Annotated in this window: 15 protein-coding genes; 5 read left to right on the forward strand and 10 right to left on the reverse strand. The window is 64.1% G+C overall.

Annotated features, from left to right (window positions below; all coding sequences use genetic code 11):
• Positions 1–221 precede the first annotated feature (221 nt).
• The 3 genes from LG30_RS0107925 to LG30_RS0107935 all read left to right on the forward strand — a co-directional run bounded on the left by LG30_RS0107925 (position 222) and on the right by LG30_RS0107935 (position 1641).
• Entirely contained in the window at positions 222–551 is a 330-nt protein-coding gene (locus LG30_RS0107925; protein WP_033130170.1) for a DHCW motif cupin fold protein, read from the forward strand.
• A gap of 36 nt (positions 552–587) precedes the next feature.
• The gene (locus tag LG30_RS21505; RefSeq protein WP_081966076.1) at positions 588–836 is read left to right on the forward strand and encodes a DUF1272 domain-containing protein; all 249 of its coding nucleotides are present in this window, start codon (positions 588–590) and stop codon (positions 834–836) included.
• A 139-nt stretch (positions 837–975) separates the two neighbouring features.
• Positions 976–1641: a class I SAM-dependent methyltransferase gene (locus LG30_RS0107935; protein WP_033130172.1), complete on the forward strand. Its 666-nt coding sequence runs from the start codon at positions 976–978 to the stop codon at positions 1639–1641.
• Positions 1642–1746: 105 nt separating this feature from the next.
• On the opposite strand, the gene LG30_RS0107940 is transcribed toward LG30_RS0107935, so the two are convergent.
• Positions 1747–2166, reverse strand: coding sequence for a cupin domain-containing protein (locus tag LG30_RS0107940; RefSeq protein WP_033130173.1), 420 nt, complete (start codon positions 2164–2166; stop codon positions 1747–1749).
• A gap of 279 nt (positions 2167–2445) precedes the next feature.
• Between LG30_RS0107940 and LG30_RS0107945 the strand changes: the two genes are divergently transcribed.
• The gene (locus LG30_RS0107945; protein ID WP_033130174.1) at positions 2446–3309 is read left to right on the forward strand and encodes a class I SAM-dependent methyltransferase; all 864 of its coding nucleotides are present in this window, start codon (positions 2446–2448) and stop codon (positions 3307–3309) included.
• Between the two features lie 66 nt (positions 3310–3375).
• Here LG30_RS0107945 and LG30_RS0107950 read toward each other — a convergent pair whose 3' ends face one another.
• The 6 genes from LG30_RS0107950 to LG30_RS0107970 all read right to left on the reverse strand — a co-directional run bounded on the left by LG30_RS0107950 (position 3376) and on the right by LG30_RS0107970 (position 9020).
• On the reverse strand, positions 3376–3852 hold the full coding sequence (locus tag LG30_RS0107950) for a methylated-DNA--[protein]-cysteine S-methyltransferase (RefSeq protein ID WP_033130175.1): 477 nt from the start codon (positions 3850–3852) through the stop codon (positions 3376–3378).
• Positions 3849–5372, reverse strand: coding sequence for an AlkA N-terminal domain-containing protein (locus LG30_RS0107955; protein ID WP_033130176.1), 1524 nt, complete (start codon positions 5370–5372; stop codon positions 3849–3851). Before LG30_RS0107955 ends, LG30_RS0107950 begins: the two co-directional genes overlap by 4 nt.
• A 172-nt stretch (positions 5373–5544) precedes the next feature.
• The gene (locus LG30_RS0107960) at positions 5545–7023 is read right to left on the reverse strand and encodes a carboxypeptidase M32 (protein ID WP_033130177.1); all 1479 of its coding nucleotides are present in this window, start codon (positions 7021–7023) and stop codon (positions 5545–5547) included.
• Between the two features lie 104 nt (positions 7024–7127).
• Positions 7128–7709: a DNA endonuclease SmrA gene (gene smrA, locus LG30_RS0107965; RefSeq protein WP_033130178.1), complete on the reverse strand. Its 582-nt coding sequence runs from the start codon at positions 7707–7709 to the stop codon at positions 7128–7130.
• Positions 7710–7802: 93 nt separating this feature from the next.
• The gene (locus LG30_RS21510; protein WP_081966080.1) at positions 7803–7952 is read right to left on the reverse strand and encodes a DUF3149 domain-containing protein; all 150 of its coding nucleotides are present in this window, start codon (positions 7950–7952) and stop codon (positions 7803–7805) included.
• A gap of 180 nt (positions 7953–8132) precedes the next feature.
• The gene (locus tag LG30_RS0107970; protein ID WP_033130179.1) at positions 8133–9020 is read right to left on the reverse strand and encodes a TraB/GumN family protein; all 888 of its coding nucleotides are present in this window, start codon (positions 9018–9020) and stop codon (positions 8133–8135) included.
• 70 nt (positions 9021–9090) lie between these two features.
• Between LG30_RS0107970 and LG30_RS0107975 the strand changes: the two genes are divergently transcribed.
• Complete coding sequence (locus LG30_RS0107975) at positions 9091–9423, forward strand: DUF1904 family protein (protein WP_033130180.1); 333 nt, start codon at positions 9091–9093, stop codon at positions 9421–9423.
• A 76-nt stretch (positions 9424–9499) separates the two neighbouring features.
• On the opposite strand, the gene LG30_RS0107980 is transcribed toward LG30_RS0107975, so the two are convergent.
• The 3 genes from LG30_RS0107980 to LG30_RS0107990 form a co-directional block, all read right to left on the reverse strand.
• Complete coding sequence (locus tag LG30_RS0107980) at positions 9500–10330, reverse strand: SDR family oxidoreductase (RefSeq protein WP_033130181.1); 831 nt, start codon at positions 10328–10330, stop codon at positions 9500–9502.
• Between the two features lie 106 nt (positions 10331–10436).
• Positions 10437–11840, reverse strand: a complete 1404-nt coding sequence (locus LG30_RS0107985) for an OprD family outer membrane porin (RefSeq protein WP_033130182.1) — start codon at positions 11838–11840, stop codon at positions 10437–10439.
• 699 nt (positions 11841–12539) lie between these two features.
• Complete coding sequence (locus LG30_RS0107990) at positions 12540–14474, reverse strand: methyl-accepting chemotaxis protein (RefSeq protein WP_033130183.1); 1935 nt, start codon at positions 14472–14474, stop codon at positions 12540–12542.
• Positions 14475–14513 lie beyond the last annotated feature (39 nt).

Here is a 14513-nt window from a genome sequence, read left to right on the forward strand (position 1 = left end):
GATGATTAGACCACTACACTAATAACCAATTCCTTCCCGCCTTAGTAACACCAGCTTGATAGGTATGTTATGGCGCTTGGTTCGATGGCAGTATCAGGGAGGCACTATGGGGAGACTAGCTTGTCCGGGCATCCCAGCCTACAGCCGGCATGGCGGGGGGGCGACGGATGCTGATTGCCCCTGCTGCGGTGATGCCTCTTGTTTTGACAAATGGAGTTGCGATGGACATCAAGGACTTACCGTTTTGCACCACGAACTGGGCCGAGATAGCGCCCACCGAGCATAAGGGAGAAACCGGGGTGGCCTTCTGGCACACCCAGCACTTCGGGGAGTTGAGGGTGCGGCTGGTGGAGTACTCCGCTGGCTATCTGGCGGATCACTGGTGCAGCAAGGGCCACGTCCTGTTCTGCATCGAAGGGGAGCTGCACACCGAGCTGCAGGATGGCCGCGTCTTCACCCTGACGGCGGGCATGAGCTATCAGGTGGCCGACAACGCCGAGCCCCATAGATCCTCCACCCAAGCCGGTGCCCGGCTCTTTATAGTCGATTGAGCCGCGCTTTTCTTCCGTTCTCCCAAGAGGTTACCCATGCTTGAACTCAGACCCAGCTGTGAATGTTGTGACACAGACCTGCCCGCCGACACCGGCCACGCCTATATCTGCTCCTTCGAGTGCACCTTCTGCGCCGATTGCACCGAGCAACTGTTGCACCATGTCTGCCCGAACTGCGGCGGCGAGCTGGTCAGTCGCCCCCGCCGTCCCGTCGTTAAGTTGGCGGCCAATCCCGCCTCCACAAAGCGAGTCTTCAATCCTGCCCTGAGAAACAAGGCAAGATAAGCAGCCTTTCGGGTCCGAGCCGCCATGCCCGGGCCTTCCTTTCCCCGGCCCTGATCTGAACCGCACCCTTTCAGATGGTGCTTTACCTTCTCCCGGCGGTAGCCCCTATCAAGGGACTCCAACCAGAGGAGAGAGCGAGATGACGGAGCGGTTTGCAGGAGAGGGGGCGCAGGCCTATGACGAGCGCATTCCCTTGCTGGTGCCGGGTTATGAGTTGCTGCATCAGTTGAGTGCCGCCCAGTTGATGACGCGCCTCGGCCCAAGCGCGCGGGTGCTGCTGGTGGGGGTGGGCACCGGCAGCGAGCTGGTGCTGCTCGGCAGGCTCTGCCCCGGCTGGCAGTTTGTCGCCCAGGACATCTCGGCCGACATGCTGGCGCTGGCGCGCCAGCGGGCCGACGAGGTGGGGATGGGGGCGCGGATCAGCTGGCTGCCGGGAGACTTACCCACTGCCTCGCTGCAATGCGACGGCGCACTCTGTCTGCTGGTGCTGCATTTTTTGGATAAAGATACCAAGGCGGCGTTGCTTGCCGATATCTCCCGCCAGCTCAATGTGGGGGCCCCGCTGCTGCTGGCGGATCTGATGGTGCCACCAGACTTGGTCGAGCGGGCCGTGATGGGGCAGCAGGCCCGGCTGGCGGGTCTGCCCCGGCCAGCCAGCGATCGCATGGTGCAGCGGCTAGAACAGGACTTTATGCCGCTGGATGAGGAGCAACTTCAGCAACTGTTACAGGGTGCTGGCTTCGAGGCGGGGCAACGCTACTTTCAGGCACTCGGTTTTCACGGCTGGTTGGCGCTGCGGCGTTGAGTCAGCCTTGACGCCACATCTTTACGAGGGGAGGAAGGAGGGTCACCCAAGTCTGGGAACCCCTGCTCGGCGGGGCCCGCAGGCGCCCGCCGCAGATCACACTACTTATTTCTCCATCACCACATTCCAGGGGCCATCCGCCTGGATAAAGAACAGTGCCGGCTCCTTGCCCTCCACCTTGGCCACATGCGGCACCTTGTCGGTCAGGGCAAAATAGGCGCCGGGGCCGAGGTGATATGCCTTGCCCGCCACCGTCAGGGTGATGGCGCCGGACACCAGGGTCACATAGTGATCCGTATCGTGATGGTGGTTTGGCGTCACCAGCCCCGCCGGATACCTCAGGAAGAACCGGCTCGGCCCGCTGGCCATGTCACCGGACACCGGGGCGGCCGCGATGCCGTTGCCCATGTCCTTCCACTTGAGATCGGCCTGGGTCATTACCTGGGCGCCGGCGGCGGCCCAGGAGGGGACGCCGACCATAAGCAGCGCCGACAGCGAGAGGACGACTGCATGCATGAATTTCATCTGCTCTCTCCTTTGCGAGTTGAAAAATGCTTCCATCTGCGGCGAGGCCATCGGCGCCTCGCCTCTTCAATCATAGAGCCTGGGGCCTGCCCGGGTCGCCGAGGGCCTGACGCGCCGCGCGTGAAGTGACGGGGATGCCGGTTGCCGGGGCGAGCCGGAGCTTGTCCCCTGGCAAGGGTCGCCGACATGGACTAGAGGATCAGAAGAGCGGCCATGGTGGGCGGCTCATCCCGTTATGAGGCCTGCTGGCCGCGGGATCCCGCCCAGAGGAGGCATGAGATGGCCGAGCAACAACCCCCGTTCGATAGCGAACAATACAAACATACGCAGCGGGCACAGTGGAACAAGGACGGCGCGGCCTGGCGACGCTGGAATCCGACGCTGGACGCCTGGTATGGCGAGGCGACCCGCCTGATGCTCGAGCTGGCGCACATTGCACCCGGCCAGCGGATCCTGGACGTGGCCGCCGGCGCCGGTGAGCCGGCGGTCAGTGCCGCCGCCCAGGTCGGGCCCGGAGGCTATGTGCTGGCGACCGACATCTCGGAGGGGATCATGGAGCAGGCGCGCCAGGTCGCCGGTGCGCTTGGGCTCGGCCAGGTGGAGACGCGGGTCATGGATGGCGAGCAACTGACGCTGCCCGCCGATGCCTTCGATGCCGTCCTGTGCCGGCTCGGCCTGATGTACATGCCGCGTCCGCTGATCGCGCTGCGCGAATGGCGGCGGGTGCTGAAACCCGGTGGCCGGGTCGCCGTCCTGGTGTTCTCCACGGCGGATCGCAACGATTGGGGGGCCCTGCCCGCGTCCATCATTCGCCGCCGCGCACGGCTCCCTGCCCCGGTGGTGGGGCAACCCGGGCCCTTCAGTCTGGGGGCGCCCGGGGTGCTCGAGGGATTCTTCCGGCAGGCGGGATTCGCAAACCCAGAAGTGCACGCCCTGCCCGCGCCCCATCGCATGGGCAGCGCGGAGGAGTACGTGCGGGTCGCCCGGGAGGCCTTCGGCGGGCTCAACGCCATGATGGCGCACCTGCCCGCGCCGGAGCAGGAGTCCATCTGGAACGAAATCGCGGCCGCTATGGGCCGCTTCGAATCGCCGGGCGGGTTTGAGGTCGGGGGAGAATGCCTGCTCGTAGCGGCGACCAAGTGAGTCGGCTCGGCCGCGCATGCCGGCTGAGGACGGCTCATGGGAGCAGACCCGTCTCAGTCATTGCATTCAGCGCTCGATGCCTTCCAGTTTCAGCAGCGCCTGCTTGATGGGGAGCCCCCCCGCGTAGCCGGTCAGGCTGCCGTCCCGGCCGATCACGCGGTGGCAGGGAACGATGATCGACAGCGGATTGCGGCCGTTCGCGGCCCCCACCGCCCGCATGGCGGTCGGCTTGCCGATGGCGAGCGCTATGTCACGGTAGCTGCGGGTCTCGCCATAAGGGATGTCGCACAGCGCCTGCCACACCGCCTGCTGAAATGGCGTGCCCCGGGCCGCGAGCGGCAGGGTGAAGCGTTGCAGCTCACCCGCGAAGTAGTCCCGAAATTGCGCGAGATAGGGGGCCAGCGCCTCGCTGTCTTGCTGCCACTCAGGCTGAATGGGCAGGGTGCGCAGGCCATCCACGAAGTCCACGTGGCGCAGGCCGGTGTCGTCGATGGCGACCAGCAGCGCGCCGCAGGCGGTATCCAGAAAGTCATAACGGATCATGATGTTGTCTCCTCGTTTTCTTGTGATGTCACCGCTTCGGTCAGCAGCGCGGGTTGCTCGCTCATGGCGTGCCACAACCAGCTCGCCGCATAGGCGCGCCAGGGTTGCCAGGCGGTGCTCAATGCTTCCACCTCCTTGACCGGCAGCTTGACGCCGCCGCCGAGCGCCTTTTGCAGCACCAGATCGGAGGCGGGGAAGGCATCCGGATCCTGGCCGGTGCGCAGCCGCCAGTAGGCGATGGTCCAGGGGCCTATGCCCGGCAGCGCCAGCAGCGCCTCGTCGCTCGCCGTGGCAAGGGTGATCTCAGCGCTCGCGAGCGCGGCCGCTATGCCCTGCAAAGTTCTGATCCGGCTGCCCGGCATGCCGATGCCGTCCAGATTGAGCGCACACAGCTGTGCCGGGGTCGGCAGCGCGCTGACCCCGAACTGCTCCTGCGTGCGTGCCACCAGCCGTCCCATGATGGTGATGGCGCCCTTGACCGACACCTGCTGGCCGACGATGGCGCGCAGCAGTACCTCGTACTCATCCCAGCCCCCCGGCAGCCGCACCCCGGGCCAGCGCGCCTGTATCCGTGCAAGCAGCGGATCCTGCCCGAGCCGCTCGCCGATGCGGGTCATGTCCGCGTCGAGATCCCACATGCGCCGCACGCGATACAAGAGATCCGGCAGCGCCCCTGGCGGCAGATCCTGCAGCGTCAGTTTAAGGTGGTGCCCTTCGCCGGGCGCGATGCGGATCCAGCCCTCCTGCTCGCCGACCTTGTGACGCCGCTCGTAGCCATGCTCATCGACGCGCTCGAGCCCCGGGATGGCGCGCAGCCGGTAGAACGCGAGCATGGCCTGTACATCGAACGGCGGGCGATACGTCAGCTGCAGTGTCAGGCTCGGCTGAGTTGTCGCAACCGCACCGCCCTCCTGCTGATGTTGCGCGCCGTCCCGCTTGCGCAGCGCGCTCGGGGCCAGGCCGTAGGCGTGCTGCCACGCATCGTTGAAGCGGCGGATGCTCGCAAAGCCCGCCGCGAATGCGACGTCAGTGATGGGCAGCACTGTCTCAGTCAGCAGCCGTTTCGCGAGCAGCAGGCGGCGCGTCTGCTCCACCTGCTTTGGCGACGCGCCGAGGTGTTGTTCGAACTGGCGCCTGAGCGTGCGCTCGGTGATGCCGGCTTCGGTTGCAAGCACGCCGAGCGAGTGATCACCAAGCTCGCCGCGCTCGATGCGCGCCAGCACCTGGCCGACCAAGCTTGGCAGCTCGCCCCCGGATGAGGGCGCGAGCTCCGGCCGGCAACGCAGGCAGGGGCGCAGCCCCTGTTGTTCGGCCGCCGCGGCGACGCGGAAATACTGCACGTTGTGCTCGTGGGGCGCGCGCGCCGGGCAGATGGGGCGGCAATAGATGCCGGTGGACAACACACCGGTAAAGAAGCGGCCGTCGAAGCGTGCATCCCGGGCGAGCCGGGCGGCGTGGCACTGCTCGCGGGTGAGGCCGGGGATGATCTCATCCCGGGAGCCGGGCTGCTCGATATTCATGGGGACGACTCCGCAGATGCTGTTCATGTCCTGAGACTAAGCGGGGACGAGGGGGCTGACTAGCCAAAAACGGACAGGGATAGGAAAAATAATCGGGGTAGGGATCTATGGAAAAGAGGGATAAAAAAACGGCGCCCCGAGTCAGGGCGCCGTTTGTTGCATCAGGGCAAGGTTACTTCAGATAACGTTGCTCAAGGTGTTTGCGCAGCCACTGCGGATTCAACGCCTCGCCGGTCGCGTTGCGGATCAGCGTATCGGTGTCGTGCAGGCTGCCCTGGGACCAGATATGGCGGCCGAGCCACGTGAAGATCTCCGGCAGGCGGCCCGCCGCGATCAGGCTGCCCATCTCGCCCAAGTCTTTCTCCAGCGCGAAGCGCAGCTGCGCCGCGTACATGGCGCCGAGCGTGTAACTCGGGAAGTAACCGAACGAGCCGTCCGTCCAGTGGATGTCCTGCATGCAGCCATTGCGGTAGTTGTCCTTCGTCGACAGGCCGAGCCACTGCTGCATCTTCCCATCCCACAGCTCGGGGATGTCAGCGACCTCGATGCGTCCCTCGATGAGATCGCGCTCCAGCTCGTAGCGCAGGATCACGTGCGCCGGGTAAGTCACCTCGTCCGCATCGACACGGATGAAGCCGGGCTCGACGCGGTTGTACAGCTTCGCGAGGTTCGCCGGATCCAGCGCGGGCTGGGTGCCGAAGTGTGACCGGATGCGCGGCGCGAGCAGGGCCAGGAACGCCGGCGAGTGGCCAAGCTGCATCTCGCAGAACAGGCTCTGGCCCTCGTGAATGCCCATGGATCGCGCCTCGGCGACCGGCTGGCCGAGCAGATGGCGCGGCAGCCCCTGCTCGTAACGGGCGTGACCCGTCTCGTGCACTATGCCCATCAGGCTGGAGACAAACTCGTCCTCGTTGTAGCGCGTGGTGATGCGCACGTCCGTCGGCACGCCGCCGCAGAACGGGTGGCTGCTCACGTCGAGTCGGCCGTGGGCGAAATCGAAGCCGAGCAGCCCCATCACCTCCTGACCGAGCGCCTGTTGTGTCGCGATGGGGAAGGGGCCCTGCGGGAGCAGGATGGCGTCCTGCTTCTGCCGCTCGCTCACCGTCTGGATAAGGCCGGGCAGCCAGCTCGTCAGATCGCCGAAGATCTCGTCCAGCCGTGCGCTCGTCATGCCGGGCTCGTACAGCGCCAGCATGGCATCGTAGGGGCGCACGTTCAGCGCCTCGGCGCGCAAGGTCGCGACTTCCCGCGACAGCGTCACCACCTCTTTCAGGTTCGGTGCGAAGCCCGCCCAGTCATTCTCCTTGCGCTGGCGGCGCCAGGCGTGCTCGCACTTGCTGCCGGCCAGAGACAGGGCCTCCACCAGCGCCGTGGGCAGCAGGCTCGCATCCTGCCAGTGGCGCTTGATCTCCGCGAGGTTCGCGCGCTGGGTCGCATCCAGGCTCTCGCCTTCGGCCTTGGCTATCCAGTCGCCAAGTTCCGGGGCGGTGCGCTTCTCGTGAATGAGCACGCCGAGCTCGGCCATGGCTTCGGCACGCGCCTCGTTGCCGCCCTCCGGCATCATGGCGGCCTGATCCCAGCCGCAGATGGCGCTGAGGTGGCTGAGACGGTGCAGCTGTTGCTGATGTTGTTCGAGCTTCTGATATGACATGGAATTGTCCTTGTTATCGCCCTGAGAGAATCGGTCCCGTACCTGGCATGATCGGGGCGCCTCGATGCTAGCACCGCCGTCAGGCGTTTTTCCACTCCCGATGCTCAACCGAGACGCTTCTGATGGCGTTCGCGGTTTTCCGCCTTCTTGCGCTCGCTCTTTCTGAGCAGGACGTAGAGCGCGCCGCTGCCGCCGTGACGGCGCTCGGCACTGTGGATGGCCATGACCTCTGGCAGTTGTGGCAACCAGGCGCTGACGTGGCTCTTGAGCTGGGCGCGCGGCGTGCTGCGCTCCCCCTTGCCGTGCAGGATCAGCAGGCAGCGGATGTCTCGCTGAGCGTAATCCCGGATGAATTGCACCAGAGCGACCCGCGCCTCGCTCAGCGTCTTCTGATGCAGATCCAGGCTGGCCTGCAGCTCGTACTTGCCGAGCCGCAGCTTCTTGTAGACCCCCTCCTGTACCCCGTCGCGCTTGAAGCCGACGATGTCGTGGGGATCGAGCATCTCGATCCCTTCCATGCCGAGCGGATCAGGGGACAGTGGGTCGGCACTGGCGGCCTGGCGGCGCGCGAGTTGCGCCTCGGTCGGGGGGCTGTTGCCCGCAGGAGGGGTCAGATGGTCGCTGCGAAGGGGCCGCACACCGGCCACCTCTTGCAGGAACAGTGAGCGTTCGTCGTCATGGGACACGGCAGGCTCCCCGCATGAGAATGAGCGGGCATTATAGCGGGGCAGGGACTTGCTTAGAATGGCGGCCCGCGGTCGGCCGGTTCGCCCGTCGGCTTATTGCTCCTCGGTGGGCGGCTTTGCGTGTATCACTTTGTAGATGAAGTAGACCGCGTAGGCGCTGATCAGCAGGAAGGTGCCGATAATCACCAGCATGGACATCAGCCCCACGCTGTTGCCAAACATCAGGTTCATCCAAAATTCCATCTCGTTCACTCCTGTCGTCCTCTCGATGACAGGCATGATAAATACCTCTTTGGGAGGGATGGAATGATCCCGATCAAGTCCCGTCGTGGTTATTAAATCGGCAGTCCGTTCTGTGAGCTGCCTCGCACCCGGCACCTGGTGGAGGGAGGTGTCGGCTGATGTTGGCGGCCGTTCAGGCCGTCAATGCGTGGTCTGCGCCTTGGGTTCGGTGAGCGCAGTGATGCGCCAGCCTTGCTGTTCCAGCAGGGCGAGCAGACCCTGGTCGCCGTAAAGATGCAGCGCACCTACCACGATAAAGCTCTCGTTTGGCAGTGTCGGCCACTTCTTGACCCAATTGCGGTTGCGCTCCGCCAGCAGGGTCTGCTCCAGCCAGGCTTGCAGCTTGGGGGGCGCCATCTCCTCTTTCAACAGGTTGATCAGGGTGGCCTGATCCCCGTTCTGCCAGGCGCTCATCACCTCGCCAAAGCCCTTCTCGAGCTCGGGCAGCTCATCCAGGGTGCTCTCCAGCATCAGGGTCTGGTTGTCGCCGACGCTGGCGAGGTAGCCGAGCTGCTCGAGCAGGGTCTCCAGCCCGACGATGGGCTTGCCCCCCTCGTTTGCCCGCTTGGCGAAGTGCTGATCCACCCCGTACTCGCCGCTGTAGCCGGTGCGCTCCAGCGCCGCCTGGGTCAGGGTGATGGCTGCGAACCAGGGCCGCAGCGGGGCCAGCATGGTCTCGGTGAGGCCGTTTTGGCCAGCGGCGATCAGGGTGCGGCGGTACAGATCGAGTGGCAGGTGATCCTTGAGCGTCTTGCCATCCACCAGCCGGGTGATGGCGCCCATCTCCTGCCACTGTGCCTGGCTGATGTGGGTCATGTCGACCTCCATCACCAGGGTACGGCTCTGTTGCCAGGCGCGCTCGATGGGGTCGGGCAGGGGATAGAGGGAAGGCTTGCCCGCATGGATGGAGCCCAGCAACCAGTGTTGCTCGCTGCCTTTTTCGATGCGATAGAAGGCCGGATCGGCGATGGCCTGCAGCGGCAGCAGCAGGCACAGCAGCAGGGAGAACAGCGAGTGATGAAATCTCATGAGGTACCTTATGCGAGCGGGATGACTTCTCTATGATAAGTCCTCATTTGTCACAGCCAAGAGGTTTCCCATGCCCCACCTTCGTTTTCGGGCAGTTTCTGTCGACACCCTTCAGCGGATAAGCACCCCTCTGCTGGCGGATCTCTGTGCCCTGACCGGCGGCAAGCCGGAGTTTGTCACCCTGGAGTGCGTCGACAGCATCCGGGTGCGCGACGGCGCCATCGAGGCCGGTTTCCCCTTCGTGGAGCTGGTCTGGTTCGAGCGGCCCCAAGAACTGCAGGATGCCGCCGCCGCCCTCATCACCCGCCACCTGAAGGCGGTGCTGGGGGAGCAGACCTATGTGGTGGTGCAGGTATTGCCTATCGTCAAGAGTCACTACTACAGCAACGGTGAGCACTACTAGGGCATCTGTACGGCTGGATCTCGCAGGGGGTAATGGGTGGAACTATCGCCCCTGCGCGATCGGTGGTTGTAGCGGCTCAGGCGGACTTGATCAGCAGCCTGTCGAGCCAGCGGCTCGGCAGCAGGCGGCGCAGCGCAGTAAACAGCTTGGTCGGCAGGGTGACCGGGTAGCGATGCTTGGGACGCTTGTTCTGCAGCGCATGGAGCAGCGGCGGTATACAGGCTTCGCTTGGCAGCGTGAAGCCGCGGGCGCCCCCTTCCCGCTCGAGCCGGCTCAGGGTCTGTCCATAGGCGGCCTGATGGCGGCTCGTCTCGGGATTGATGTGGCGCAGGAAGGCGGCGCGGGCATTGGCGCGAAAACGGGTGTCGATGGGGCCGGGCTCGATCAGGCTGATGTGCACGCCGCTGCCGGCGAGCTCGAGGCGCAGGGTGTCGGTGTAGCCTTCCAGTGCGAACTTGCTGGCGTTGTAGGCGCCGCGATACTTCATGGCCACTAGGCCGAGCACAGAGCTGTTTTGCACTATGCGTCCCTCGCCAGCGGCCAGCATGGCCGGCAGCACCTGACGAATGAGGTGATGCCAGCCAAACAGGTTGGTGTTGAACTGCTCCCGCAGCGCGGCCGTGGGCAAGTCTTCCAATGCGCCGGGTTGACCGTAGGCGCCGTTGTTGAACAGGCCATAGAGACGCCCCCCCGCCAGGGCCAGCGCCTGCGCGGCGCCCTGCTCTATGCTGGCCTCGTCGGCGAGATCCAGCCGCACTGCCAGCAGCCCCTGCTGGCGCAGCAAGGTCACATCTTCCTCCTTGCGGGCGGAGGCGATCACGGTGAAGCCGTGGGCCCCGAGCGTCTTGGCGGCGGCGAGGCCGATGCCGCTGGAGCAGCCGGTGATGAGTACGAAGGGGTGGGGCATGGCGTTGTCCTTGGCTGGGTCCGAATGGCTGAGGGCATGGTAGCCCGAGCGTCCCAAAAACAAAACCGGGCCAAGTGGCCCGGTTTGCTCATCTACTACCCCCTGATTACAGGATGGTGAACGGCATGATGATGTGGAACTTGACGTCATGTTCGGAGCTGAACATGTTCGGGTAGTACCAGCTGCCCTTGTCGTCCTGCTCGTTGTTGTAGTCGGTGTAGTGCAGCTTGAACAGGGTGCCCTTCAGCTTGCCGTCCTGCACCGTGTACATGACGTCGAAGTTGAAGGCCCACTCTTTGCCCGGCTCGAGGGTACCATCGCCGTTGTTGGCATCCCAACCGTAGGCACCGGAGACACCGGCGGTCCAGCCTGGAGCACCGACCAGATCATCCAGCGTGCGGCTGGTGCCGAAGAACACGGCCTTCTCTTCGTTATGGTTCCAGTCTGAGCGGGAATCCCACCAGATCTCGTTCGCACCCTGGGAGTTGCCGTAGCCGCGGGTCAGACGGGGCAGGTAGTTGCCCAGATCCCCTTCGGCCTTGGTGTACAGCCCTTCCAGGCGGAAGGAGTAAGGACCGGCGCCCCAGCTGGCGGTCATGGCTTGTTGCCAGGCCAGGCCGTCATAGTCTTCGTTCTCAGTGTCGGAACCGTAGAACTGGTAGCTGGTGTTCAGGCCACCCAGTACGTCAAACTTGTGGGCCAGCTTGAAGTGGTAGCTGTCCATGTAGCCTTCGGCCTGACCGAAGGCGCCGGTGACGGCAGTGCCGTTGTCGAAGGTGTAGCGGGCAGCCAGACCGTGGATGTAGTCGATCTGGTTCTCATCGGAGAAGGGGTCGCTGGCATAGGGGTTGCTCTTGGAGAAGCCGGCGGTGTTCTTGAACCAGGGCGCCTTGTATTCGTCGGCGATGGCGTAGGTCAGGTAGAGCTTGCCGAAGTTACCCTCGATCTGGCCACCACGGTAGGTACCGGGTTGATAGGACCAGTTGACGCCCAGGATCCCAGGCACATACAGCTGGGTGTAACCGCCTTTTGCAGTCACGGCGCCATCCATGAACTTGAGTTTCAGGGCGGCGGTGGAGAGGCTGAAGCCATTCTCGGGAACACCGTCACCACCTGAACCCCACTGGTCGCCCCAGAAGGAGAATTCGTTCTCTTCGTTGACCGGGTTGCTCTCGTCAACGGCCAGGTCATAGGCACCGAAACCGCCCACATCCAGACCCACCATGTCCCAGGCATAACCGGAGTTGTAGTTCAGGGCGGCTTGGGTGGTGGCATGGCTCAGGTTGGAGTGGTACTTGCCATCCTGACCGGGACCGGCCTGGACGCGATCACGCTCACGCTGGAAGTAGAACAGGCCGCCGGTCAGCTTGCCTTCATCAAGGAAGGCCTCGTAGGATTTGCCGTATTCCGGGCTCATCATGTCCTGGGCGGCCAATGCCATTCCGGGGGCGAGCAGCGCCGTAACCACAGCGGCACTCAACGCGGCGCGCTTGAAGATCACTTTTTCCATTTTGTATTGCTCCTGATTTTATGGACTTAGCTTTTTTGTCCGGCAGTCAGGCAAAGGCCCGCCGCTCGGTAATGGCATTGCAATCAAAACCCCGTAGGGCAAAAAAGAAATACTTGTCTATGTGTGCCGCCATTCCCGGGTGCCTTGGCGCCTCTCGGTGAAGGGCAGTCTGTTCTTTACAGTCTTTATTTTTTGAGTACCGACCCTTGGCGATCGGACACCACCAAGAGTACGTTCGCGGTGCGAAATATCAACGGAAAGTTCCCTCGAAGTTTCAAAAATATGACCGAGTGCAAATAATCATGATTCTTGATGTGGGCTCTCGCAGCCCGCCTGTATCGGCGATGGCAGCGTTTTCAGGTGGAATTCTTCGCCACAGCGGGCGGATCTCGCACAGGATGTGGAACTTTCGCCGTTAACCTGATGGCAACAGATAATTTTGTGTCACAAAAAAAGATAGGTGCTCCGTGGGAGAGCATGGTTTCTCGATGGTGGGACCCGATTTGACCCAGATACGCAGAGGATCCACCGGGTCGAGGGATGGATAAGCAGCGAGGGTTGCGTCGAGGGAGGATCAGAGCTGACCCGGGATACGGGGATCTGCCCGGTCAGGAGATGGATAAGCAGCGACGGTTGCGTCGAGGGAGGATCTGGTTTGACCCGGGGATCCGCCGGGTCAAAGGGGGGATGAGCAGTAGATCAGACCTGACCCAGGATACGGGGGATCTGCTGGGCCTGGTGGTGGATATGTTTTGAGACCTGGACCGAGAGCTGGCTGCCCTGATGGGCATGCTGGCTGATGCGACCGATCAGGGTGGCGAAGCTGGCCAGTCGGTGCTCCTGACTCCTCGCGTTGTCGGCCCCCTGCAGGGCGATGACGGCGGTGCTGCGGGCCATCTCCCGCACCGTCTGGGTGGTCTGGCGCAACTGTTCGGCCTGTTGACGCTGCCCGGCGGCCTCTGCCGTGATGCGGGTCAGCACGGTGGCGAGCTGATCTCCTGCCTGGGTGAGGCTCGCCAGGATCTCGGTGATCTGACCGAGGGAGCGCTGGGTATCGGCTGACAGATGCCGCACCTCGTCGGCGACGACGGCGAAGCCACGACCCTGCTCGCCGGCCCGGGCCGCCTCGATGGCGGCATTGAGGGCCAGCAGGTTGGTCTGTTGGGCGATGTGGCCGATGACGTCGACAATGGCGGTGACATCCTCCACCGAACGTTTGAGCTGTGCCAGGGCCGTGCTGCTCTCGTCGATGGCGAGACCGGTCTGGGCGGTGGCGGCCAGCATGCCGCCCACCAGCTGCTCGCTCTGGCTCATGGAGTGCTCGTTATGCTGGGCGTGCTGGGCGATGTCGGCGGCGACCTGATGCACCTCGCTGGCCAGCTGATTCAGCTCCTGCATCATCTGATCGCTCTCATCGACCACCTGCTCGGTGGTGCGGGTGCTGTGATGGATCTCCTGCACCTGCTGCACCATCTGCTGCAGGCTCGAGGAGACGCTGGAGAGCTGGCCCGCCTTCTGTTGCTGATCCTGTTGCAGGCGGAGGATGAGGCGGTTGTAACTCGCGACTATGTCGGCGAGCTCGTTGCGCTCGGACCCTGCCGGCAACAGCTGGGCCTGACCCGTGGCATCGAGTTGTGCGAAGGCGCCGCGCAGTTGCAACAGCGGCTTGACCAGCCAACGCCGCTGCACCAGCGCAAACAGCAGGGCGACGATCACCAGACAGAGCGCCAGGGAGCCGAGAATGGTGGCGAGCTCCTTGTTCACATTCTGACGCGCGCTGGCGAGTTGTTCCCCTAGCCGCTCACTTGCCTGCAGCAATTGCGCTATGTCCTGCTGCACCATCTGGCGAGCCGCCTGCTGCTGTTGCAGCGCCTTTCGGCTGTTGTCCAGCTCCTGGGGGTAGCGTTTGAGCAAGGAGACCAGCTCGCTGCGCGGCTGCTCGCCGAGCTCCTTGCGTTCCGGTTCGCCCAGGGTGAAGTCGGCGGCGGGGGCCTCTTCAAATATCCCGAGTGCTGGCAATGCCGCCAGCTTGTCCGCCTGTTTCTGCAGGGCCGCCAGTTCGAATTGCAAACCTTCCAGCAGCTTGGGGCTGGCCTGCTCCATGTAGTTCTGGCGTAGATGGCCGAGCCCTGGCAAGGTCGCCAGCATGTCGGCGGCGCCCAGACGGTACTGATCGGCATTCACCGGATCCGTTCCCGTCGCCCCCTGCTGGCCGTAGCGCAGCAGCGCCCTGGCATGGGCGGTCAGCTCGTTCTCGGCATTTTGCAGCAACCACTGGCTGTTGCCGGAGAGCTTGCCCGCCGCCAGATAATCGCTGTCGATACGCTCACCCATCTGCTCGAGCAGGGTGCGCAGCGAGGCACTCGGTGACGCCTCCTGCTGCTCCAGCTGGTCGATAGCCTGCTTGCGGATCCCCTGTGCTTCGGCCAGACGCAGGGGATCGCCGCTGCCGAGGTAGTCGCGAAGCGCCCCCTGCAGCGGGCCGTTCAGCCGCTGTTGCAGGCGTTCGTGTTGACGCTGGGTCTGCTCCGCCTGATCCAGTTGCTGCCAGCCATGAAACAGGGCGGCGGCCTGGATACCTGCGACCAGCAGCAAAACCAGGGAGGAGAGGGCGGCATAGTGGGCAATCTTCACATCATCATTCCTGCTTGAACCACGCAATGGGCTGGAGCT

The sequence above is a fragment of the Aeromonas aquatica genome, assembly GCF_000764655.1.
GTDB lineage: Bacteria > Pseudomonadota > Gammaproteobacteria > Enterobacterales > Aeromonadaceae > Aeromonas > Aeromonas aquatica.

Excerpts from the sequence above, each read along its gene's own strand:
- LG30_RS0107960 (WP_033130177.1), bottom strand. The coding sequence starts at position 7,023 with ATGTCATATCAGAAGCTCGAACAACATCAGCAACAGCTGCACCGTCTC.
- LG30_RS0107980 (WP_033130181.1), bottom strand. The coding sequence starts at position 10,330 with ATGCCCCACCCCTTCGTACTCATCACCGGCTGCTCCAGCGGCATCGGC.
- LG30_RS0107925 (WP_033130170.1), top strand. The coding sequence starts at position 222 with ATGGACATCAAGGACTTACCGTTTTGCACCACGAACTGGGCCGAGATA.
- LG30_RS21510 (WP_081966080.1), bottom strand. The coding sequence starts at position 7,952 with ATGGAATTTTGGATGAACCTGATGTTTGGCAACAGCGTGGGGCTGATG.
- LG30_RS0107935 (WP_033130172.1), top strand. The coding sequence starts at position 976 with ATGACGGAGCGGTTTGCAGGAGAGGGGGCGCAGGCCTATGACGAGCGC.
- LG30_RS0107970 (WP_033130179.1), bottom strand. The coding sequence starts at position 9,020 with ATGAGATTTCATCACTCGCTGTTCTCCCTGCTGCTGTGCCTGCTGCTG.
- LG30_RS0107985 (WP_033130182.1), bottom strand. The coding sequence starts at position 11,840 with ATGGAAAAAGTGATCTTCAAGCGCGCCGCGTTGAGTGCCGCTGTGGTT.
- LG30_RS0107950 (WP_033130175.1), bottom strand. The coding sequence starts at position 3,852 with ATGATCCGTTATGACTTTCTGGATACCGCCTGCGGCGCGCTGCTGGTC.
- LG30_RS0107940 (WP_033130173.1), bottom strand. The coding sequence starts at position 2,166 with ATGAAATTCATGCATGCAGTCGTCCTCTCGCTGTCGGCGCTGCTTATG.
- LG30_RS21505 (WP_081966076.1), top strand. The coding sequence starts at position 588 with ATGCTTGAACTCAGACCCAGCTGTGAATGTTGTGACACAGACCTGCCC.
- LG30_RS0107945 (WP_033130174.1), top strand. The coding sequence starts at position 2,446 with ATGGCCGAGCAACAACCCCCGTTCGATAGCGAACAATACAAACATACG.
- LG30_RS0107975 (WP_033130180.1), top strand. The coding sequence starts at position 9,091 with ATGCCCCACCTTCGTTTTCGGGCAGTTTCTGTCGACACCCTTCAGCGG.
- LG30_RS0107955 (WP_033130176.1), bottom strand. The coding sequence starts at position 5,372 with ATGAATATCGAGCAGCCCGGCTCCCGGGATGAGATCATCCCCGGCCTC.